Origin of the sequence: Pseudomonas umsongensis, from assembly GCF_012647205.1 — a bacterium.
Lineage (GTDB): Bacteria > Pseudomonadota > Gammaproteobacteria > Pseudomonadales > Pseudomonadaceae > Aquipseudomonas > Aquipseudomonas umsongensis.
In genome coordinates, this window is sequence record NZ_CP051487.1 from 2,229,151 (window position 1) to 2,245,218 (window position 16,068).

At 59.9% G+C, this 16,068-nt stretch carries 15 protein-coding genes and 1 pseudogene; 3 read left to right on the forward strand and 13 right to left on the reverse strand.

Translation table 11 applies throughout. The features are described from left to right. Positions 1 to 128: 128 nt before the first annotated feature. From HGP31_RS30945 to HGP31_RS10045, 7 genes and pseudogenes are all read right to left on the reverse strand, one after another. Positions 129 to 1,154, reverse strand: a pseudogene (locus tag HGP31_RS30945) (HAMP domain-containing protein); the annotation flags it as partial. A 171-nt stretch (positions 1,155 to 1,325) separates the two neighbouring features. Next, complete coding sequence (gene exaC, locus HGP31_RS10020) at positions 1,326 to 2,846, reverse strand: acetaldehyde dehydrogenase ExaC (protein ID WP_083348609.1); 1,521 nt, start codon at positions 2,844 to 2,846, stop codon at positions 1,326 to 1,328. Between the two features lie 74 nt (positions 2,847 to 2,920). After that, complete coding sequence (phnX, locus tag HGP31_RS10025) at positions 2,921 to 3,748, reverse strand: phosphonoacetaldehyde hydrolase (protein WP_151141343.1); 828 nt, start codon at positions 3,746 to 3,748, stop codon at positions 2,921 to 2,923. A gap of 39 nt (positions 3,749 to 3,787) precedes the next feature. After that, complete coding sequence (locus HGP31_RS10030; RefSeq protein WP_168757593.1) at positions 3,788 to 5,131, reverse strand: MFS transporter; 1,344 nt, start codon at positions 5,129 to 5,131, stop codon at positions 3,788 to 3,790. 270 nt (positions 5,132 to 5,401) lie between these two features. After that, complete coding sequence (locus tag HGP31_RS10035; protein WP_168757594.1) at positions 5,402 to 6,568, reverse strand: 2-aminoethylphosphonate--pyruvate transaminase; 1,167 nt, start codon at positions 6,566 to 6,568, stop codon at positions 5,402 to 5,404. A gap of 261 nt (positions 6,569 to 6,829) precedes the next feature. After that, positions 6,830 to 8,221: an FAD-dependent oxidoreductase gene (locus tag HGP31_RS10040; RefSeq protein WP_168757595.1), complete on the reverse strand. Its 1,392-nt coding sequence runs from the start codon at positions 8,219 to 8,221 to the stop codon at positions 6,830 to 6,832. A 46-nt stretch (positions 8,222 to 8,267) separates the two neighbouring features. Next, positions 8,268 to 8,618, reverse strand: a complete 351-nt coding sequence (locus HGP31_RS10045) for a RidA family protein (RefSeq protein WP_020800140.1) — start codon at positions 8,616 to 8,618, stop codon at positions 8,268 to 8,270. Between the two features lie 133 nt (positions 8,619 to 8,751). Here HGP31_RS10045 and HGP31_RS10050 point away from each other — a divergent pair, with 133 nt between their 5' ends. The 3 genes from HGP31_RS10050 to HGP31_RS10060 all read left to right on the forward strand — a co-directional run bounded on the left by HGP31_RS10050 (position 8,752) and on the right by HGP31_RS10060 (position 10,849). Beyond that, the gene (locus tag HGP31_RS10050) at positions 8,752 to 9,627 is read left to right on the forward strand and encodes a LysR substrate-binding domain-containing protein (protein ID WP_020800141.1); all 876 of its coding nucleotides are present in this window, start codon (positions 8,752 to 8,754) and stop codon (positions 9,625 to 9,627) included. A 132-nt stretch (positions 9,628 to 9,759) separates the two neighbouring features. Next, positions 9,760 to 10,305, forward strand: coding sequence for a chalcone isomerase family protein (locus HGP31_RS10055; protein ID WP_168757596.1), 546 nt, complete (start codon positions 9,760 to 9,762; stop codon positions 10,303 to 10,305). 19 nt (positions 10,306 to 10,324) lie between these two features. Next, the gene (locus HGP31_RS10060) at positions 10,325 to 10,849 is read left to right on the forward strand and encodes a DUF3833 domain-containing protein (protein WP_168757597.1); all 525 of its coding nucleotides are present in this window, start codon (positions 10,325 to 10,327) and stop codon (positions 10,847 to 10,849) included. A gap of 1 nt (position 10,850) precedes the next feature. Here the strand turns inward: HGP31_RS10060 and HGP31_RS10065 are convergent, their stop codons facing one another. From HGP31_RS10065 to HGP31_RS10090, 6 genes are read right to left on the reverse strand one after another with little or no spacing between them, the layout of a single operon-like run. Then, positions 10,851 to 11,348: a DUF2878 domain-containing protein gene (locus HGP31_RS10065; protein ID WP_151141350.1), complete on the reverse strand. Its 498-nt coding sequence runs from the start codon at positions 11,346 to 11,348 to the stop codon at positions 10,851 to 10,853. 2 nt (positions 11,349 to 11,350) lie between these two features. Beyond that, positions 11,351 to 12,616 carry an SAM-dependent methyltransferase gene (locus tag HGP31_RS10070; protein ID WP_151141352.1) on the reverse strand — a complete coding sequence of 422 codons (1,266 nt, stop codon included), beginning with the start codon at positions 12,614 to 12,616 and terminating at the stop codon, positions 11,351 to 11,353. Then, positions 12,603 to 13,394 carry a DUF1365 domain-containing protein gene (locus HGP31_RS10075; protein WP_168757598.1) on the reverse strand — a complete coding sequence of 264 codons (792 nt, stop codon included), beginning with the start codon at positions 13,392 to 13,394 and terminating at the stop codon, positions 12,603 to 12,605. The genes HGP31_RS10070 and HGP31_RS10075 overlap by 14 nt, the downstream gene beginning before the upstream one ends. Next, positions 13,391 to 14,638, reverse strand: a complete 1,248-nt coding sequence (locus HGP31_RS10080) for an NAD(P)/FAD-dependent oxidoreductase (protein ID WP_033042016.1) — start codon at positions 14,636 to 14,638, stop codon at positions 13,391 to 13,393. Before HGP31_RS10080 ends, HGP31_RS10075 begins: the two co-directional genes overlap by 4 nt. Then, entirely contained in the window at positions 14,635 to 15,396 is a 762-nt protein-coding gene (locus tag HGP31_RS10085) for an SDR family NAD(P)-dependent oxidoreductase (protein WP_168757599.1), read from the reverse strand. Before HGP31_RS10085 ends, HGP31_RS10080 begins: the two co-directional genes overlap by 4 nt. Beyond that, positions 15,393 to 15,815, reverse strand: coding sequence for a nuclear transport factor 2 family protein (locus HGP31_RS10090; protein ID WP_168757600.1), 423 nt, complete (start codon positions 15,813 to 15,815; stop codon positions 15,393 to 15,395). Before HGP31_RS10090 ends, HGP31_RS10085 begins: the two co-directional genes overlap by 4 nt. Positions 15,816 to 16,068: the final 253 nt, after the last annotated feature.

Below are 16,068 nucleotides of genomic sequence, written 5' to 3' on the forward strand. Positions count from 1 at the left end.
TCCAGTTCCTGCAGCTGAATTTGCACGCGACTGGCGGCCTGGTCCGCTTCAGACGACGTTGTGGTGGTGCTCTCACGGACGTGTCGAGCGCTGTTTTTCACATCGCCAATCAGCGATTTGAGGTTTTGCAGGAACTGGTTGAACTCCCTGGAGACCTGCGCAATTTCATCATTGCCAGACACGGGTAATTGGTGGGTGAGGTCACCGTCTCCGCGGTTGATGTCTGCCAGTGACGCCTTGAGCCGATCCAGCGGCCAGAGTAGTCGCCGGACCAGCAAGCCCAGGACCAACAGGCTGAGCAGCACACCCAGGCCAGTACCGATCACGGCTCGCCAGCTGAGGATGCGGGCTGCGGCCATGACGATGTCCTGGTCCAGCACCACACCGATGTACCAATCCATGCCCTTGAGATCGGTGAGCGGAATGAAGGACACCAGGAGCGACTTTCCACCGCCGCTGGCTTCTTGAAGTTGACCGGTCAGCGGCAGGGCGCTACCGGCGAAAAGCTGGCTGTAGGGTTGACCATTCAGCCCGGCGTCCGGGTGAGAAATGATGTTGCCACTTTTACTCAGCAGGAACGCATACCCGGCGCCGCCGAAATCCAGGGTGTTGATGGCATCGGCCACGGTGGTCAGGCGGATGTCACCACCGAATACCCCGAACGGTTGACCCGCGTCGCTGATCCGGGCCACCGCCGAGATCAGGATTTCGCCGGTGGTGGAGTCCTTGTAGGGTTCGGTCAAGACCGCTTGGCTGCCTGCTTTACCCGTCGCATACCAAGGGCGGGTGCGACCGTCATAGTCGGGTTTTGGATTCCAGGGTGAAGCGTTCTTGATGGGTTTGCCGTCGGACTCAAGGGCACCGAATACCAGCTTGAATTCGTCTTTCAAAATGGCTGAGTCGATGATCCTCTGGGTCGCTTGCGCGCTGTACTGACTGTCGATCGCCTGGGCGGCCAGGTCCATCAGATGAAGTTTGCCGTTCAGCCAGTTTTCGATCTGGCGTGCCACGGCGTTGCTCGATTCAAAAATGCTGGCCTCGACCTGGTTACGCAGAATCGTTCGTATCTGCCCTACCTGAACCAGCGACAGGAGGCTGGTCGTCACCAACAGCACAGCAGCAGCCACAAGGCTCACCTTGTAACGGATTTTCATCGGGGATTCACCTGCAGATACGGCGTGATCCTTGTAGGAGCGAGCATGCTCCGGGCGGCGTTCCGACGATGGTCGTCAACGATGACGCGATTAGTCTGGCACCCCGTGGCGTGCTCAGGTTTTTCGCGAGCATGCTCGCTCCTACAAGGTGGTTGTGTTGTTAGTGCGAAATCAGAAGAAGCCCAGCGGATTGATGTCGTAGCTCACCAGCAGGTTCTTGGTCTGCTGATAATGGTCGAGCATCATCTTGTGGGTTTCACGACCGACGCCGGACTTCTTGTAGCCACCGAACGCGGCATGCGCCGGGTACAGGTGGTAGCAGTTGGTCCACACGCGCCCCGCCTTGATCGCCCGGCCCATGCGATAGGCGCGGTTGATGTCGCGGGTCCACAGGCCGGCACCCAGGCCGAACTCGGTGTCGTTGGCGATGGCCAGGGCTTCGGCTTCGTCCTTGAAGGTGGTGATGCTCACCACCGGGCCAAAGATTTCTTCCTGGAACACGCGCATCTTGTTGGTGCCCTTGAGCAGCGTCGGCTGGATGTAATAGCCGCTCGCCAGGTTGCCCTCGAGTTTTTCCACCTTGCCGCCGGTCAGCAGCTCGGCGCCTTCGCCCTTGGCGATTTCCAGGTAGGACAGGATCTTGTCGAATTGCTGCTCGGACGCCTGGGCGCCGACCATGGTGTCGGTGTCCAGCGGGTCGCCGCGTTTGATCGACAGGACTTTTTTCATCACCTCTTTCATGAAGTCGTCGTAGATCGATTCCTGCACCAGGGCGCGGGAAGGGCAGGTGCAGACTTCGCCCTGGTTGAAGAACGCCAGCACCAGGCCTTCGGCGGCCTTCTCGATGAAGGACGGTTCGGCCTGCATGATGTCTTCGAAGAAGATGTTCGGCGACTTGCCACCCAGCTCCACGGTGGACGGAATGATGTTCTCGGCCGCGCATTTCATGATGTGCGAGCCGACCGGGGTCGAGCCAGTGAAGGCGATCTTGGCAATGCGCTTGCTGGTGGCCAGGGCTTCGCCGGCTTCTTTGCCGAAGCCCTGCACTATGTTCAGCACGCCGGGTGGCAACAGGTCGCCGATCAGCTCGACCAGCACGGTGATGCCCAGCGGGGTTTGTTCGGCAGGCTTGAGCACCACGCAGTTACCGGCGGCCAGGGCCGGGGCGAGTTTCCAGGCGGCCATCAGGATCGGGAAGTTCCACGGGATGATCTGCCCGACCACGCCCAGGGGTTCATGGAAGTGATACGCCGCGGTGTGTTCGTTTATTTCGGCCGAGCTGCCTTCCTGGGCGCGGATGCAACCGGCGTAGTAGCGGAAGTGGTCCACGGCCAGCGGGATGTCGGCGTTGAGGGTTTCGCGCACGGCCTTGCCGTTGTCCCAGGTTTCGGTGACGGCCAGCAGTTCCAGGTTCTGTTCGATGCGGTCGGCGATTTTCAGCAGCGCTAAAGAGCGGTCCTGCACCGACGTCTTGCCCCAGGCATCGGCGGCCGCGTGGGCAGCGTCCAGGGCTTTGTCGATGTCTTCAGCCGTGGAGCGCGGGAATTCGGCAATCGGTTGGCCATTCACGGGCGAGGTCGTGGTGAAGTACTGACCCTTGACCGGTGCGACGAACTCGCCGCCGATGTAATTGCCGTAACGGGACTTGAAGGAAACGATGGCACCGGGGGTGCCAGGGTGGGCGTAGTTCATGGTGGCGTTCTCTTGTTTTTTTTGGATGTGGCCGTCCTTGGGACGGCCACTGTCAATTGCGCAAGCCGACAGGGTCAGGAACCCTGAGGGGTTTCCCCACGTGCCAGACGCGCATTGATGTCTTCGATGACCGCCGGCAAATCAACGATGGTGTCGATCAGGTAGTGAGGGCGCGAGCCTTCGAACATCTTGACGATGCGCGCGCGTTCCTCGGCCAATGCCTCCAGGGACAAATCCTTGAATTGGTCATAGGTCAGGCCCAGTGCGTTGCCGGAGCAGGTCAGCGCCACCGTCCACATGCCCGCGCTTCGGCCTTCGAGAATGCCCGGCCAGGTGTCATCGACCTTCACGCAAGCGGCGACGTCGCTGATGCCCAGGGCAATGACGTTGGCCAAGGCTTGCGCCGGGTGCGGGCGTCCATTGGGCACTTCGTCGGTCGCCACCACGTGGTCGGTGACATAGCCGTTCTTGCGCGCCAGTTCCACGACCTTCTCCATGACCACGGCCGGATAGCCGGAGCAGGAGCCGATTTTCAGGCCCTTGTCGCGCAGGCCGTTGATGGTCTCGAGCGCACCGGGAATCAGCGCCGAATGCAGGGCGATTTTCTCGATCTGCAGCGGCATGAAGCGCTCGTAGAGGGCGGTGACATCATCGTCGGTTGGCAAGCGGCCGAACACGGCGTGGTAGCGGTCGGCAATCTGTGGCTCGTTGCACAGCGTGCGGATGTGGTCCCACTTGCCCATGCCCATCGGCCCGCGAGCTTCTTGCAGGGACACCGCGACGCCGAACTCGGCAAAGGCCTCGACGAAAATCTGCGTCGGTGCGAAAGAACCGAAATCAACGACGGTGCCGGCCCAGTCCAGAACCACGGCTTGCAACTGAGAAGGTTGTTGGTAATTCATGATGATTGCTCCAGTGATAATTGATAGATGGGTTCGGGTTCAGGAGTTGGTGCCAAGTACGACCGGCTGCACCGGCGTCGAGGACAGCACCGGGCTTTCCACTGTTTTCGGGCGGCTGTTCCAGAAGGGCACCAGCATCAGGCTGGCCAGGAGTGCAGCGCCGGTGAACACCAGGAACACGGTGATGGTGTCGAAGTAACCCGGCAGCAAGCCACCGAGCACGGCACCGACCGAGCCACAGCCATTGACGAAGCCTGCGGCGGAGGCCGCGCCGTCCTTGCTGCCGAAGTCGATCGCCGCCGAGCCGCTGAGCATCGAGTCCGGCCCGTAAAGAGACAGGCCCATCATGAACAGCAGGCCGACCACGATGTAGAGGCTGCCGCTTTGCATGGCGGGAACGAACAGCGCAAGACAGGCAGTCAGGATCACCAGGCTTAGGACACAGACGGGAATACGACGGGCGCCGAAATACTTGTCCGAGGCGATACCGATGAGGATCGGTCCGATCAAACCGGCCAGTTCAAACGAGGTGGGAACGATGGCTGAGGCCACCTTGCCGATCTCGGGCATGCGCTCGTAGATGATCACCGGCCCCCACAGGAGGATGGCGTAGCGCGCTGGCTTGAGCATGAAGTAGGCGAGGCCGAGCACCAGCACGGTCCGATTTTTCATCACGGTGCGCAAGCCGGCCCACATGCTTTCACGCGGTACCACGACGTTGCTGACGGGCTCGATTTCGATCTCCACCGGCGGCAGGCCGACGTCTTCCGGCTTGTTGCGTTGCAGGAAGAAGAACAACACCGCCACCACCAGGACCACCACGGCGCTGCTGATAAACGCGAGGCGCCAGTCGTGGTAGTGGTTGTAGGCCCACCAGCCGGCAAACGGCGTGGCGACCAGGCCACCGAAGGCGTAGGAGGTGCTCCAGAAACCCAGCACGCGGCCGCGCTCGCTGGTGCTGAAGAAACTGCCGACGTTCTTGCACAGCCCCGACCAACCGGTGGACTGGGCGAGGCCCTGGACCAGCATGCAGGAAGCGAAAATCGGCAGGGTCGCGTAAGTACCCATCAGCAGCGCGGCCAGCGCCGAAATAACGAGCCCGCTCAGGACCACGACCCTGGGGCCGAAGCGGTCGGAGAAGTTGCCCCACAGAAACTGCCCCACGGCATACGCGGTCAGGTAGAGGGCGTCGAGATTGGCCATCATGGCCTTTTCGAGCATGAAGTCCGGGTCTTCGCCAATACCCAGCTTGGCAACGGAAAACGCCTTGCGGGTGAAGTAGAAGGCGGCATAGGCCACCCAGGTGATGAGGAAAACTTGCATGCGCCAACGCTGGAGCGATTTCCAGCCAGTGGCGAGAGGACTTGTAGCGTTCTTGTTCATGGTGTTCTGATCCCGTATGTGGTGCCAGACAGCGCAAATAATGAGTTTTGTTTTTGTTTTCGGTACAGAAAGACTGTCCACGCACACGGCATCGATCAGATGGCCGTGAGATGGCATCAGGCTTTAAGCATTAAATTGACGCGATCGCTGACGGCTGCCCGGCTCTGCCTGGCGATCAGTCAGCGAATCCATGTTTAAAAAAAGATCCCTGTCCAAAGGTGCTACCCATTGCACCCGTGCTCGAATTGACAAAGACCTTTAAAGGGGCGGTCAGCCTGCCGGTAGATGCATGTCGACGTTCATCGCCACAAGACTGTCGGCGATGGCGCGCAGCAATTGATGGACGATGTATTCGTCGATCTGGCCGATACAGCCGATGCGGAAACTCTCGGCGACGGTCAGTTTGCCGGGGTAGATGATGAACTGGCGGGCCTTGAGTTCATCGTAGAAGCGCTTGAACTCAAAGTTCGGATGTTCCGGACTGAAGAACGTGGTGATGATCGGCGACAGCCAACGGTCTTCCAGCAACGTTTTGAAGCCAAGCTTGCGCATGCCGGCGACCAGTACATCGCGATTGCGAGTGTAGCGGGCCAGGCGGCCATGCACGCCGCCTTCGGCAGTGTGTTGCTCCAGGGCTTTATGGAAAGCCACGACGCTGTGGGTCGGAGGGGTGAAACGCCATTGGCCGGTGCGCTCCATGTACACCCACTGCTCGTACAGATCCAGGCTCAAGGAGTTGGCGCGGCCTTTGGCGGCCTCCAGCACGGAGCGGCGGATGATGACGAAGCCGAACCCCGGAATGCCCTCGATGCATTTGTTGGCAGAAGACACCACCACGTCGAACGTGATGTCCTTGACCGTCAACGGCACGGCGCCGAAGGAACTCATGGCATCGATGATCAGGCTCTTGCCATGGGCCTTCACCACATCGGCGATTTCGCGCAGCGGATTGAGAATGCCGGAGCTGGTTTCGCAATGGACGATGAAGACGTTGGTGACGTCCGGATTGTCCTTGAGCAGGGCGTCGACTTCCTCGGGCTGTGGCGGCAAATAGTCGCCTTTGTCCAGGGTGATGAAGTCGCGACCGAGGTACTCCAGGGTCTTGGTGGCGCGTTGGCCGTAGGCGCCATTCATCAGCACCAGCGCTTTACCGTCACGGGGGATGGCCGTGGCCAAGGCGGCTTCCACCGAGTAGCTGCCACTGCCTTGCAACGGCACGCAGGCGAAGCTGTCGTCCGCGACGCCGGCCATGCTCAGCAGGTTCTGGCGAACCTCGGCCGTGACTTGATTGAAGGAAACGTCCCATGAGCCCCAGTCGCGCAGCATGGCTTCCTTGGTGGCCTTGGACGTGGTCAACGGCCCTGGGGTCAGCAGGTAGGGTTCACCCAAGGCTGGGGTAGCCAGCGCCTGTGTGGTCGGGAATTCAGCTTTGGTCATGATCTTCTCCGGCGGTGTTGTTCTTGTAGGGGAGTGATGCATGTGCTGATCAAAACACCTGCGGAAAAATAACTGAAATCGATTTATCACATGTCACAAACAAGCTGGGCTTATAAGTGGAAACTGGGCGCATTGATCGATATCGGCACGCCGCAAATCTTCGCTCGCGGCTCAATTGAACGGTTGAAACCAGGAAACCCCGCCTGGCAAGCGCCAGGCAGGGTTGATCACCCAAACAAATATCGCAGACCTGACGCTGCGCTATGCCTTGTCCGACTTGCCCGCCGCCGCGGCGAACTTCGCCAGGCGCACGTCCAGTCGACGGGGGCGCAGGTTGCGGTCCTCGGCGTGCTCTTTGCGGCGAATGGCGTTGCGCACCATCAGCGAGCCCAGGTAGCGGATCGGCTCTGGCGGAAACAGGCCGAGCGGTCCTTGCACCAGCGGCGAGCGTGTCCAGGGGTTGTCCTGCCCCAACACCAGCGATGAAAGGATTTGCCCACCCATATGACAGGGACCGACGCCGCTGCCGGAATAGCCGAAGCCATAAAACACGTTGCCGCTTGCGCCCATTCGGCCGAAGAACGGCAGCCCGGTGACGGAGCGATCGGACGGGCCGTTCCACGTGGCGGCAATGCCGACATCGGCAAAGTCCGGGAAGAACTCGGCCAGGGTCTTGCGCAACAAGCCCTTGTAGGGCGAAGGCTGGTCGAATACTGGCAAGATGCGACCGCCGTAGGCGAAGGTATTGCCACCTTTGCCGAGCATGATCCGGCCGTCTGGGGTGTTGTGGTAGTAGTGCACGAAGATGCGCGAGTCGAGTACGGTGACCCCGCTGGTCAGGCCGATTCGTTCCAGCAGGTCGGGGCGCGGTTCGGTAATGATCATGTCGCTGGAGACGATGGCCACCGAGCGCGAAAACTCTGGAAAGGCACGGGCCATCCAGGCGTTGATGGCCATGACTACGCGCTTGGCCACGACTTTCCCGCCCGGCGTGTTGACGGTGGCCGGCAGCCCGTGTTCGAGGCCGGTCATTGGCGAACCCTCGTGGATCCGCACGCCCAGGTCGAGCGCAACCCGGCGCAGGCCACGCACCAGCTTGCCCGGTTGCACACTGGCCGCCGCCGGTGAGAACCAGCCTTCGACGTGACGGGTTGAACCCGACATGCGTTGCACCTCAGGGAGTGCGCGTTTGGTAAAGGAGTTGATGCCATTGCGCTCCAGCGCCGCGATCACCCCGTCCGTCGAACCGACCTGGGCGCGGTTGGTCGCGGTGTAGAGCGTGCCATCGAGGCGGTAGTTGGCGTCCACCGCGTATTTTTTGCAGAAGGCGCCGATGGCGTAGATGCTCTGTTCCGATTCCTTGACCAGGCGCACAGCCTCTTCGACCCCGAACAAGCGTTCCAGGGTGAAGAACTTGGCCGACCAGGACAGCGCACAACCGCCGTTGCGTCCACTGGCGCCGGCACCGCAGATGTCCGCTTCGACGATGACAACGTCCAGTTCGGGGTTCTGTTCCTTGAGCATGATGGCGGTCCAAAGGCCGGTGTAACCACCGCCGACGATGCAGACGTCGGCGTGGGTGTCTTGGCGCAATGGCGGGCAGGGCGTATCGGATTGGCTTTTCAGGGCCTGGTCGAGCCAGAAGGGGCGCATGGGGAGTCTCCGTTCGAAAGGTTGCGGGGTGGCATTCAGGACGCAATCAGCCGCAGGCGGCGACCACGATCATTTCCACGCGCCAACCGGGGTCGATCAGGTTGGCCAGGGTACAAGCGCGTGCGGGGGCATGGCCTTCGGGGAAAAATTCGTCCCAGACCCTGTTGAGCCCTTCATAGTCCTCGCGGTGAGCCAGCAGGATGCGCACCGAAAGCACCCGCGTACGGTCGCTGCCGACACTGAGCAACAGCTGCTCGATGGCGCAAAGAACCTCGTGGGTCTGTGCCTCGATATTGCCACTGAGGTCCGTGGCAACCTGGCCCCCGATGTAGAGGACGTTGTCATGCCGGACCATGTCCGAACGGCGTTTTATCGTGGCGAAACGTTCGATTTCCATTAGGCATTCCTGATTGATCCAAGCAGCGGCTCGTTGGCCAAGGCATTTGCGAAATCCATCCTTGCAGTTCATTGTTCATAAATAAAATCGATTTATCGTATGTATGAATAAGTTGAAACTATAGGTAGGCCCCATGACGATCTCCCATACCCAGCTCAAGGCTTTCCACGCCGTGGCAATCAATGGCAGTTTCACGCGCGCGGCCGAACAGCTGTGCCTGTCCCAGCCGGCGGTGTCCGACCAGGTGCGCAAGCTTGAGGAGTACTACGGCGTGATGGTGTTTTTCCGAGACAAACGCCTGGTGCGACTGACGGAAGTGGGCGAGCGCTTGTTCGGGCTGACCCAGCGCCTGTTCGATATCAGTGTCGATGCCCACGACATGTTGATGGACTACCGCACCCTGTCGACAGGGACCCTGAACCTGGCCGTGGACGCGCCCGTGCATGTGCTGCCTTACGTCGCGCGCTTCTGTGCTCGATACCCGGGCGTGGATGTGAAAGTGGAAACGGCCAATACCGATGAGGTCCTGCAGCGGCTGTTCGGCCACCAGGCAGACATCGCCCTGCTGGGGCGCAATATCGAAGATGACCGACTGCTCAAGCTGCCCCTGCGCAGCGATCCGATGCTCGCCTTCGTCGCCCATGACCATCCCTGGGCACAACGAACTTCCATCTGCCTCGCCGACCTGGACAACACGCCCCTGGTATTGCGCGAGCAGGGCTCGGTGACGCGACTGTCCCTGGAGGAGGAGATGGCAACCGCGGGCTTGCGCATTCGCAAGGCCATCGAGGTGGAGGGGCGTGAAGCGGCCCGTGAGGCCGTCGCCATCGGTATGGGCGTCGGCGTTGTTTCGGCGGCCGAACTCGGTGCGGATTCGCGGATTCGCGGCTTGCCGATCGTCGATTGCCAGCAACGCTTCACCGAGACCCTGGTTTGCCTGCGAGCGCAGAGTTCCCGGCGCATCCTGACGACGTTCTTTGACATTGTCAGGGAGATGGCAGGGGCGTGATCTCCGTGAGGGCTTGAGCTCGTCAGATACCGCCTTTCAACGCTGACCATAGCGGTTATTAGCTGTACAAAATAAAAATTTGGTATAGCTTTTAAAGGCGTCCCTTGAGTCTTATCGAGGCCTTTGCACGTTATGCAGACAGACCGCTTTATCCGCCACGTTGTCTGTCTTGTTCTGATGCTCCAGAGCCCAGGACTGTTGGCTGATTGGCGCGAAGCCCTGCCCGATGCTCGTCGGATAGGGGGCGGCGAGATGCGAATATTCGGTTTTTCCATCTACAGCGCGCAATTGTGGAGCCCACGCCTGCTTGCCGGTGATCTGCCAGGCGCGGATGTGCCTTTTGCGCTGGAACTGACCTACCGTCGCGCGATCAGTCGCGAGGATCTGGTCGAGGCCAGCATCAAGGAAATCCGCCGCCTGTCGCGCACCCCGCCGAATTCGCAATTGATGGCCCGTTGGGAGCGGGAGATGCTCAAGGCCTTTGTCGATGTGCGCGCCGGTGACCGCATTACAGGCGTCTATGTGCCCGCACAGGGCGCACGTTTTTACGTCGGCGAGAATCTACGGCATGTGGTGAAGGACGAGGCGTTCGCCGAAGCCTTCTTTTCCATCTGGCTTGACCCTCGAACCCGCGACCCGCAACTGCGCGCCCAATTGCTGGGCATCGCCAAACCCTGAAAACATCGAGGAGATATGCATGCTGAGGATATGGCTATTGCTGCTGTGCATCGGCCTTGCAAGTTGTAGTCGGGTGGATGTGCAGACCTACAGTCAGGAAACCCCCAAGCTTGATTTGCGCGAATTTTTCGAGGGGCGGGTTGAAGCCTGGGGAATCTTTCAAAAGCGTTCAGGCGAGGTCACCAAACGCTTCCACGTAGAGATCAATGGCCACTCTGAAGGTAATCAGCTGATCCTCGACGAGTCATTTACGTACAGCGACGGTACTCGGCAGAAACGCGTGTGGACGCTCACCCCGGCCGGACCTGGCCAATGGCGTGGAACCGCTGGCGACGTGGTGGGCGAGGCGCAGGGTGAGGTGGCAGGTAATGCATTACGCTGGCGATATGTGCTGAGGTTGCCGGTGGAGGGCAAGGAGTATGAGGTTCATCTGGACGACTGGATGTACTTGATGGACGAGAACACCCTGATCAATCGCTCGTACATGTCCAAGTTCAACGTGGAGGTTGGCCAGATCACCTTGTTCTTCCGCAAGCAATCTTGAGTCAACGAGCAGGCTGTCCGGCCAGCCAGTGCAATGCCGGCATCAACATCGCCCAAATCAAAGCGAGTATCAGAATGCTGGGCCAGGTACCCAGCGGCAGGCCGACATCAGCCAACCTGGCACCTCCCCAGTAAGAGAGAGGCCCGCCAATAGCCCCTAGCAGGCTGCCTATCCACCAAGGGCGCTTTGTCCAGCTCAGGCTGTGACGCAAAGTACTGGCGAAAAGTAGCCAGAGGATTGCCAGCCAGGGCGGCAAAATGAGTGTGGCACCGGGAAACTGGAATACCCCGAGATGCAATAGAGCACTGTCCAGGACCCAGCCGCAGGCTGACACCTTCAACAGATAACGCCACTCATCAGGGGTGTTTGCAATCCATAGCAGGTGTATCGCCAGGCAGGTCATTGCCAGCAGCAACAGCCACGGCCGTTGCGCACCCAGCACACAGGCGAACCAGCCGATCTGGAAAAGTCCTGCGTTGAGCAACAACCGGCCTCGCACGTTCACGCCTCCAGGCCGAAAGGCTGCGGCCGTGCCCCGGGTTTGGCGAGTAAAAGGTGCGCGGTGCCGATGCTTCGTTCCAGGAAGCCGCCCTCGCAGTAGCACAGGTAAAACTCCCACAGGCGAAAAAACGCCTCGTCATAGCCTAACGCTTCCAGGTTGTGCCGGCTGCGTCGCAGGTTCTCGTGCCACAGGCGAAGGGTGCGTGCGTAGTGAAGCCCGAAGTCCTCCATGTGATGAAGGTTCAGGTCGGTGTCGCGACTGATGGTGTGCAGCATGGTGCTCACCGAAGGCAAGGCGCCACCCGGGAAGATGTAGCGCTGGATGAAGTCGACGGTTTTTTTCGCCTGCTCGTAGCGCTGGTCTCGAATGGTGATGGCCTGCAATAGCATAAGCCCGTGTTCCTTGAGCAGGTGCGCGCACTGTTTGAAGTAAGTGGGCAGGAAGCGGTGGCCGACGGCCTCGATCATCTCGATCGACACCAGCTTGTCGTATTGACCCGTCAGGTCACGGTAGTCCTGCAGCAACAGGGTGATGCGGCCTTGCAGGCACTGCTCTTCGATCAGGCGCTGGGTGTAGGCAAACTGCTCACGCGACAGCGTGGTGGTGGTGACCTTGCAGCCGTATCGGGTGGCCGCATAAATGGCCATGCCGCCCCAACCTGTGCCGATTTCCAGCAGGTGGTCGCTGGGTTTGAGATCGAGCTTTTGGCAGATGCGCTCCAGCTTGTACATTTGAGCTTGTTCAAGGCTATCGCTGCTGGACCGGAACATGGCTGCCGAATACATCATGCTGGGGTCCAGCAGGTGTTCAAACAGCGCGTTGCCCAGGTCGTAATGCGCAGAAATGTTGCGTTGCGAGCCTTGGCGTGTGTTGCGGTTGAGCCAGTGCAACGCTTTTGCCAGGGGACGGCGTAGACGTGCCAGGCCGCGCTCCATTCCATCCAGCACGTCGAGGTTGGCAACGAATACGCGGATCACGGCCGTCAGGTCGGGGCTGCTCCAGTAACCGTGGATATAGGCCTCGCCGGCGCCAATTGAGCCATTCACCGCCACCATTGGCCAGAGCGCCGCATTATGCACTTCTATCTCGCCATGCGGTGCCGCGCCAGGCTGGCCGAAGCTCAGTGGCTCACCGTCGACGATGATGACCAAATGTCCGTGGCGCAGGTGCGCCAGTTGATGCAAGACGCCTTTTTTCAATACACGGGCGCCTATCCCGTTGGCAGCAGAGCCACACGTCATTGGGGTCAGGCTAGGATTCGTCATGGCGAGACTCCAGGTTTGCGGTGCGGTATTCACCGGCGGCGGGTTGATGGGAAACCAGGGGCAGACGCTTGAGCAGCAGGCGCAGAGCCTGCGAGTAAATGCCGAGCAGGGTCTTGGCGGTCATCCAGGGAAAGTCCAGAAGGTGGCGATGCAGGCTTTGGCGCGTCAGTTCGACGCGCTCCAGACCCAGGCCGGCTTCAAATATTTTTTGCTCACCCTGCCAATCCTGCATGTTCACGTGCAGCGTTTGGCCGGGAGCGGAAAAACGCATGCGGTACTCCAGGTCACGAGGCAGGAAGGGCGAGACGTGAAAGCTCTTGGCGACCCGGTGGCATGACTCACCGGTTGCATGGGTCGGCAGCACATAGTGGTAACGCTCTCGCCAAGGGGTATTGCTGACTTCGCAGAGAATGGCGGCCAGGCTGCCGTCGGATTCGAAGCAGTAAAACAGGCTGACCGGATTAAAGGACAGCCCCCAGCTACGGGGCTGGGTGAGCAGACAGATGCGTCCCTGCGGCGCGTGACCAAGGGCCTGTTCCACGCGCTGGCGCACTGCATCGCTCAGGCTCATACCCTGGCGCGTTGCAAGCGGCAGGTAGTCAGTTTCGCGGAAGGCGAAGGCGGCCCAGCGCGAATGTCCGGCGAACCAGGATAAGGCCAGCACCTGCGATTGTTCCGCCAGATCGAGGTAGAGCATACCCATGCGGTAGCGAAACCCATGGGTGCGCGGCAGCAGCCGTCGGTGGCTGACCCAGCCGCGGTACAGTGCACTGTTCACAGTTTTTCTCCGAAAGCGCTCGCCACGCGCAAGGCGCTTACCACGCCGTCCTCGTGGAAACCGTTGGCCCAGTAGGCGCCGCAGTAGTAGCTGAACTGGGGCCCCTGTAATTCTTGCCAACGCGCTTGTGCGGTCATGCCTGCCTGGCTGTATTGCGGATGGGCGTAGCGGAAGCGGTCGAGGATTTTGCCGGGGTCGATGGCTGCGGTCTGGTTCAGGCTGACGCAAAAGGTGGTGTCGCTCGAAAGCCCCTGGAGGATATTCATGTTGTAGGTAACAGCTGCCAGGTGCTGGGCTGAGCCGCCGAGGCGGTAGTTCCAGCTCGCCCATGCTCGGCGACGGTTGGGCAGCAGGCGGGTGTCGCTGTGCAGCACCACATCGTTTTCGGCGTAATGCAGTGCACCGAGTATCTCTCGCTCGGCTTGGCTTGGAGCGGCCAACAGGCGTAGCGCCTGATCGCTGTGACAGGCGAACACAACGTTGTCAAAACGTTTGCTTCCGGTCGCACAGTGCAGGGTGACCCCGCCCAGGTCACGTTCCACGCGATACACCGGGCAGTTAAGGTGGATACGCTCGACAAAACCGGCACTCAACGCCGTTACGTAACGGCGCGAACCGCCGCTGACCACACGCCATTGCGGCCGGTGGGTGACGGACAAGAGGCCGTGATTTTTACAAAAGCGTACGAAGAACTGCAGCGGAAAACGCTGCATGTCGCCCAGTGACATCGACCAGATCGCCGACCCCATAGGGACGATGTAATGTTCGATAAAACGCTGGCCGTAGCCGTTTTCCCGCAGGTAGGCGCCCAGCGTGGTGTCGGCAGTGATGCGCTGTTCTTCCAGATCACGTGGGGCTTGGCGGTTGAAACGCAAGATCTCGCGCAACATGCCCCAGAAGCCAGGTGAAAGCAGATTGCTTCGCTGGGCAAACACTTGGTTGAGGTTGCCGCCGTTGTATTCAATGCCGGTGTGCGGGTCCTGGACCGAAAAGCTCATCTCGGTGGGTTGCGAGGCCACGCCGAGTTGATCCAGCAGGCGGATGAAGTTGGGATAGGTCCAGTCGTTGAAGACGATAAAACCCGTATCGATGGCATGGCGTTCGCCCTTTACTTCAACGTCGACCGTATGGCTATGGCCACCGATCCAGTCACTGGCTTCGAACACAGTGATGTCGTGTTTGCGGTTGAGCAGGTAGGCGCAGGTCAGGCCGGAAATACCGCTGCCGATGATGGCTATTTTCATGAAGACTCTTCTGTGACCGGACGCGCCATGCGTCTGCCCAGCGTCAGTTGCAGGCGTTGGGGCAATAACGCTAATGCGCGCAGAGCGGCAATGAATGGCCAGGGAAATGCAATGTCCAGGGGACGTTTTTCCAGGCGGGTGGCGATGTAGGAGGCAGCTTTGCCGACCGGCCAACGCATCGGCATCGGGAAATCGTTTTTTTGCGTGAGTGGCGTATCGACGAAGCCCGGGCTGACGAGCGTGACGTCGATACCTTCGTGAGCCAGGTCGATGCGTAAGGACTGAAACAGGTAGCGCATTGCCGCCTTTGAGGCGCCATACGCTTCGGCGCGCGGTAACGGCAGGTAGGTCACCGAGCTGCACACGGCCACCAGATGCGGCCGCTGAGCCTTGCGCAACAGTGGTAGGGCGGCTTCCACGCAGTAGGCGGCGGAAAACAGATTGGCCCGCATCACGCGTTCAATCATGTCGGCTTCAAAGACGCCTGCGTCCACATACTCGCAGGTTCCAGCGTTGAGGATGACCTGATCCAGATGGCCCCAGACTTGCCCGATTCGCTCGCCCATGACTTGAACCTGGCGTGGATCGGTCAGGTCGCCCGGCAGCAGAAGTACCTGCTGCGGATGACCCCTGTGTAACTTTTCCAGGGCCGTTGCATTGCGTGCGCTGACGGCCAGGAAATGGCCTTGGGTCAATAAAATTTCCGCCAGGGCGGCACCGATGCCGCTACTGGCTCCAGTGAGCCAGATGCGTTTCATGCCAATCTCCCCTTTAGCCAGCCAATCGCACTTCCCATTAGAGGCAAGTGCTCATAGAGCAGAGCGCCTGCATCAAAGTAGTCGCGATGCTGATACACCTTCTTGTGCCAAAGCAGGTGCGAACAGCCAACCACCTCTATGAGTTGGCCATGTCTCAAGCGGGGATGGCGATAATGCAGGGTCCAGCGTAGATAACCGGCGCCGTCTTGCACCTGGTCATAGCCGTGGAAGGTGAAACCAAGCTCGCTGACGTTGGCATACAGCTCAGTAAAATATTCTTCCAGCGCTGTCAGGCCCTGGATCTCATGGAGCGGATCACTGAAGCGTACGTCGTGACTGTACAGATGCTTGAGATTGTGCAGATTGCTGCCGTCCAGCGCTGCAAATTCGCTGGCAAAACATCGCAAGAAATCAGCCACGTCGTGTCTCCATTGCAGGCAGGCATGGAATTTCCCCGCCTCTTTTTCTTGTACAGGTGCATTGGGTTTGTATAGTTATTTGAAGAATAGGACGTTGCCTGTACAAGTCAACTTTTTTGTACAACTTTTCTGAGGGGGAGGGATTTTCATCAGTTCATGAGCGCGTCAGGTACCCGCTGTCAACGTTGATCGGCTGGTATCGGCTGAGCCTATGCACACCTGCGAATTATCGATTTGTGCGGTTAACCTCGGG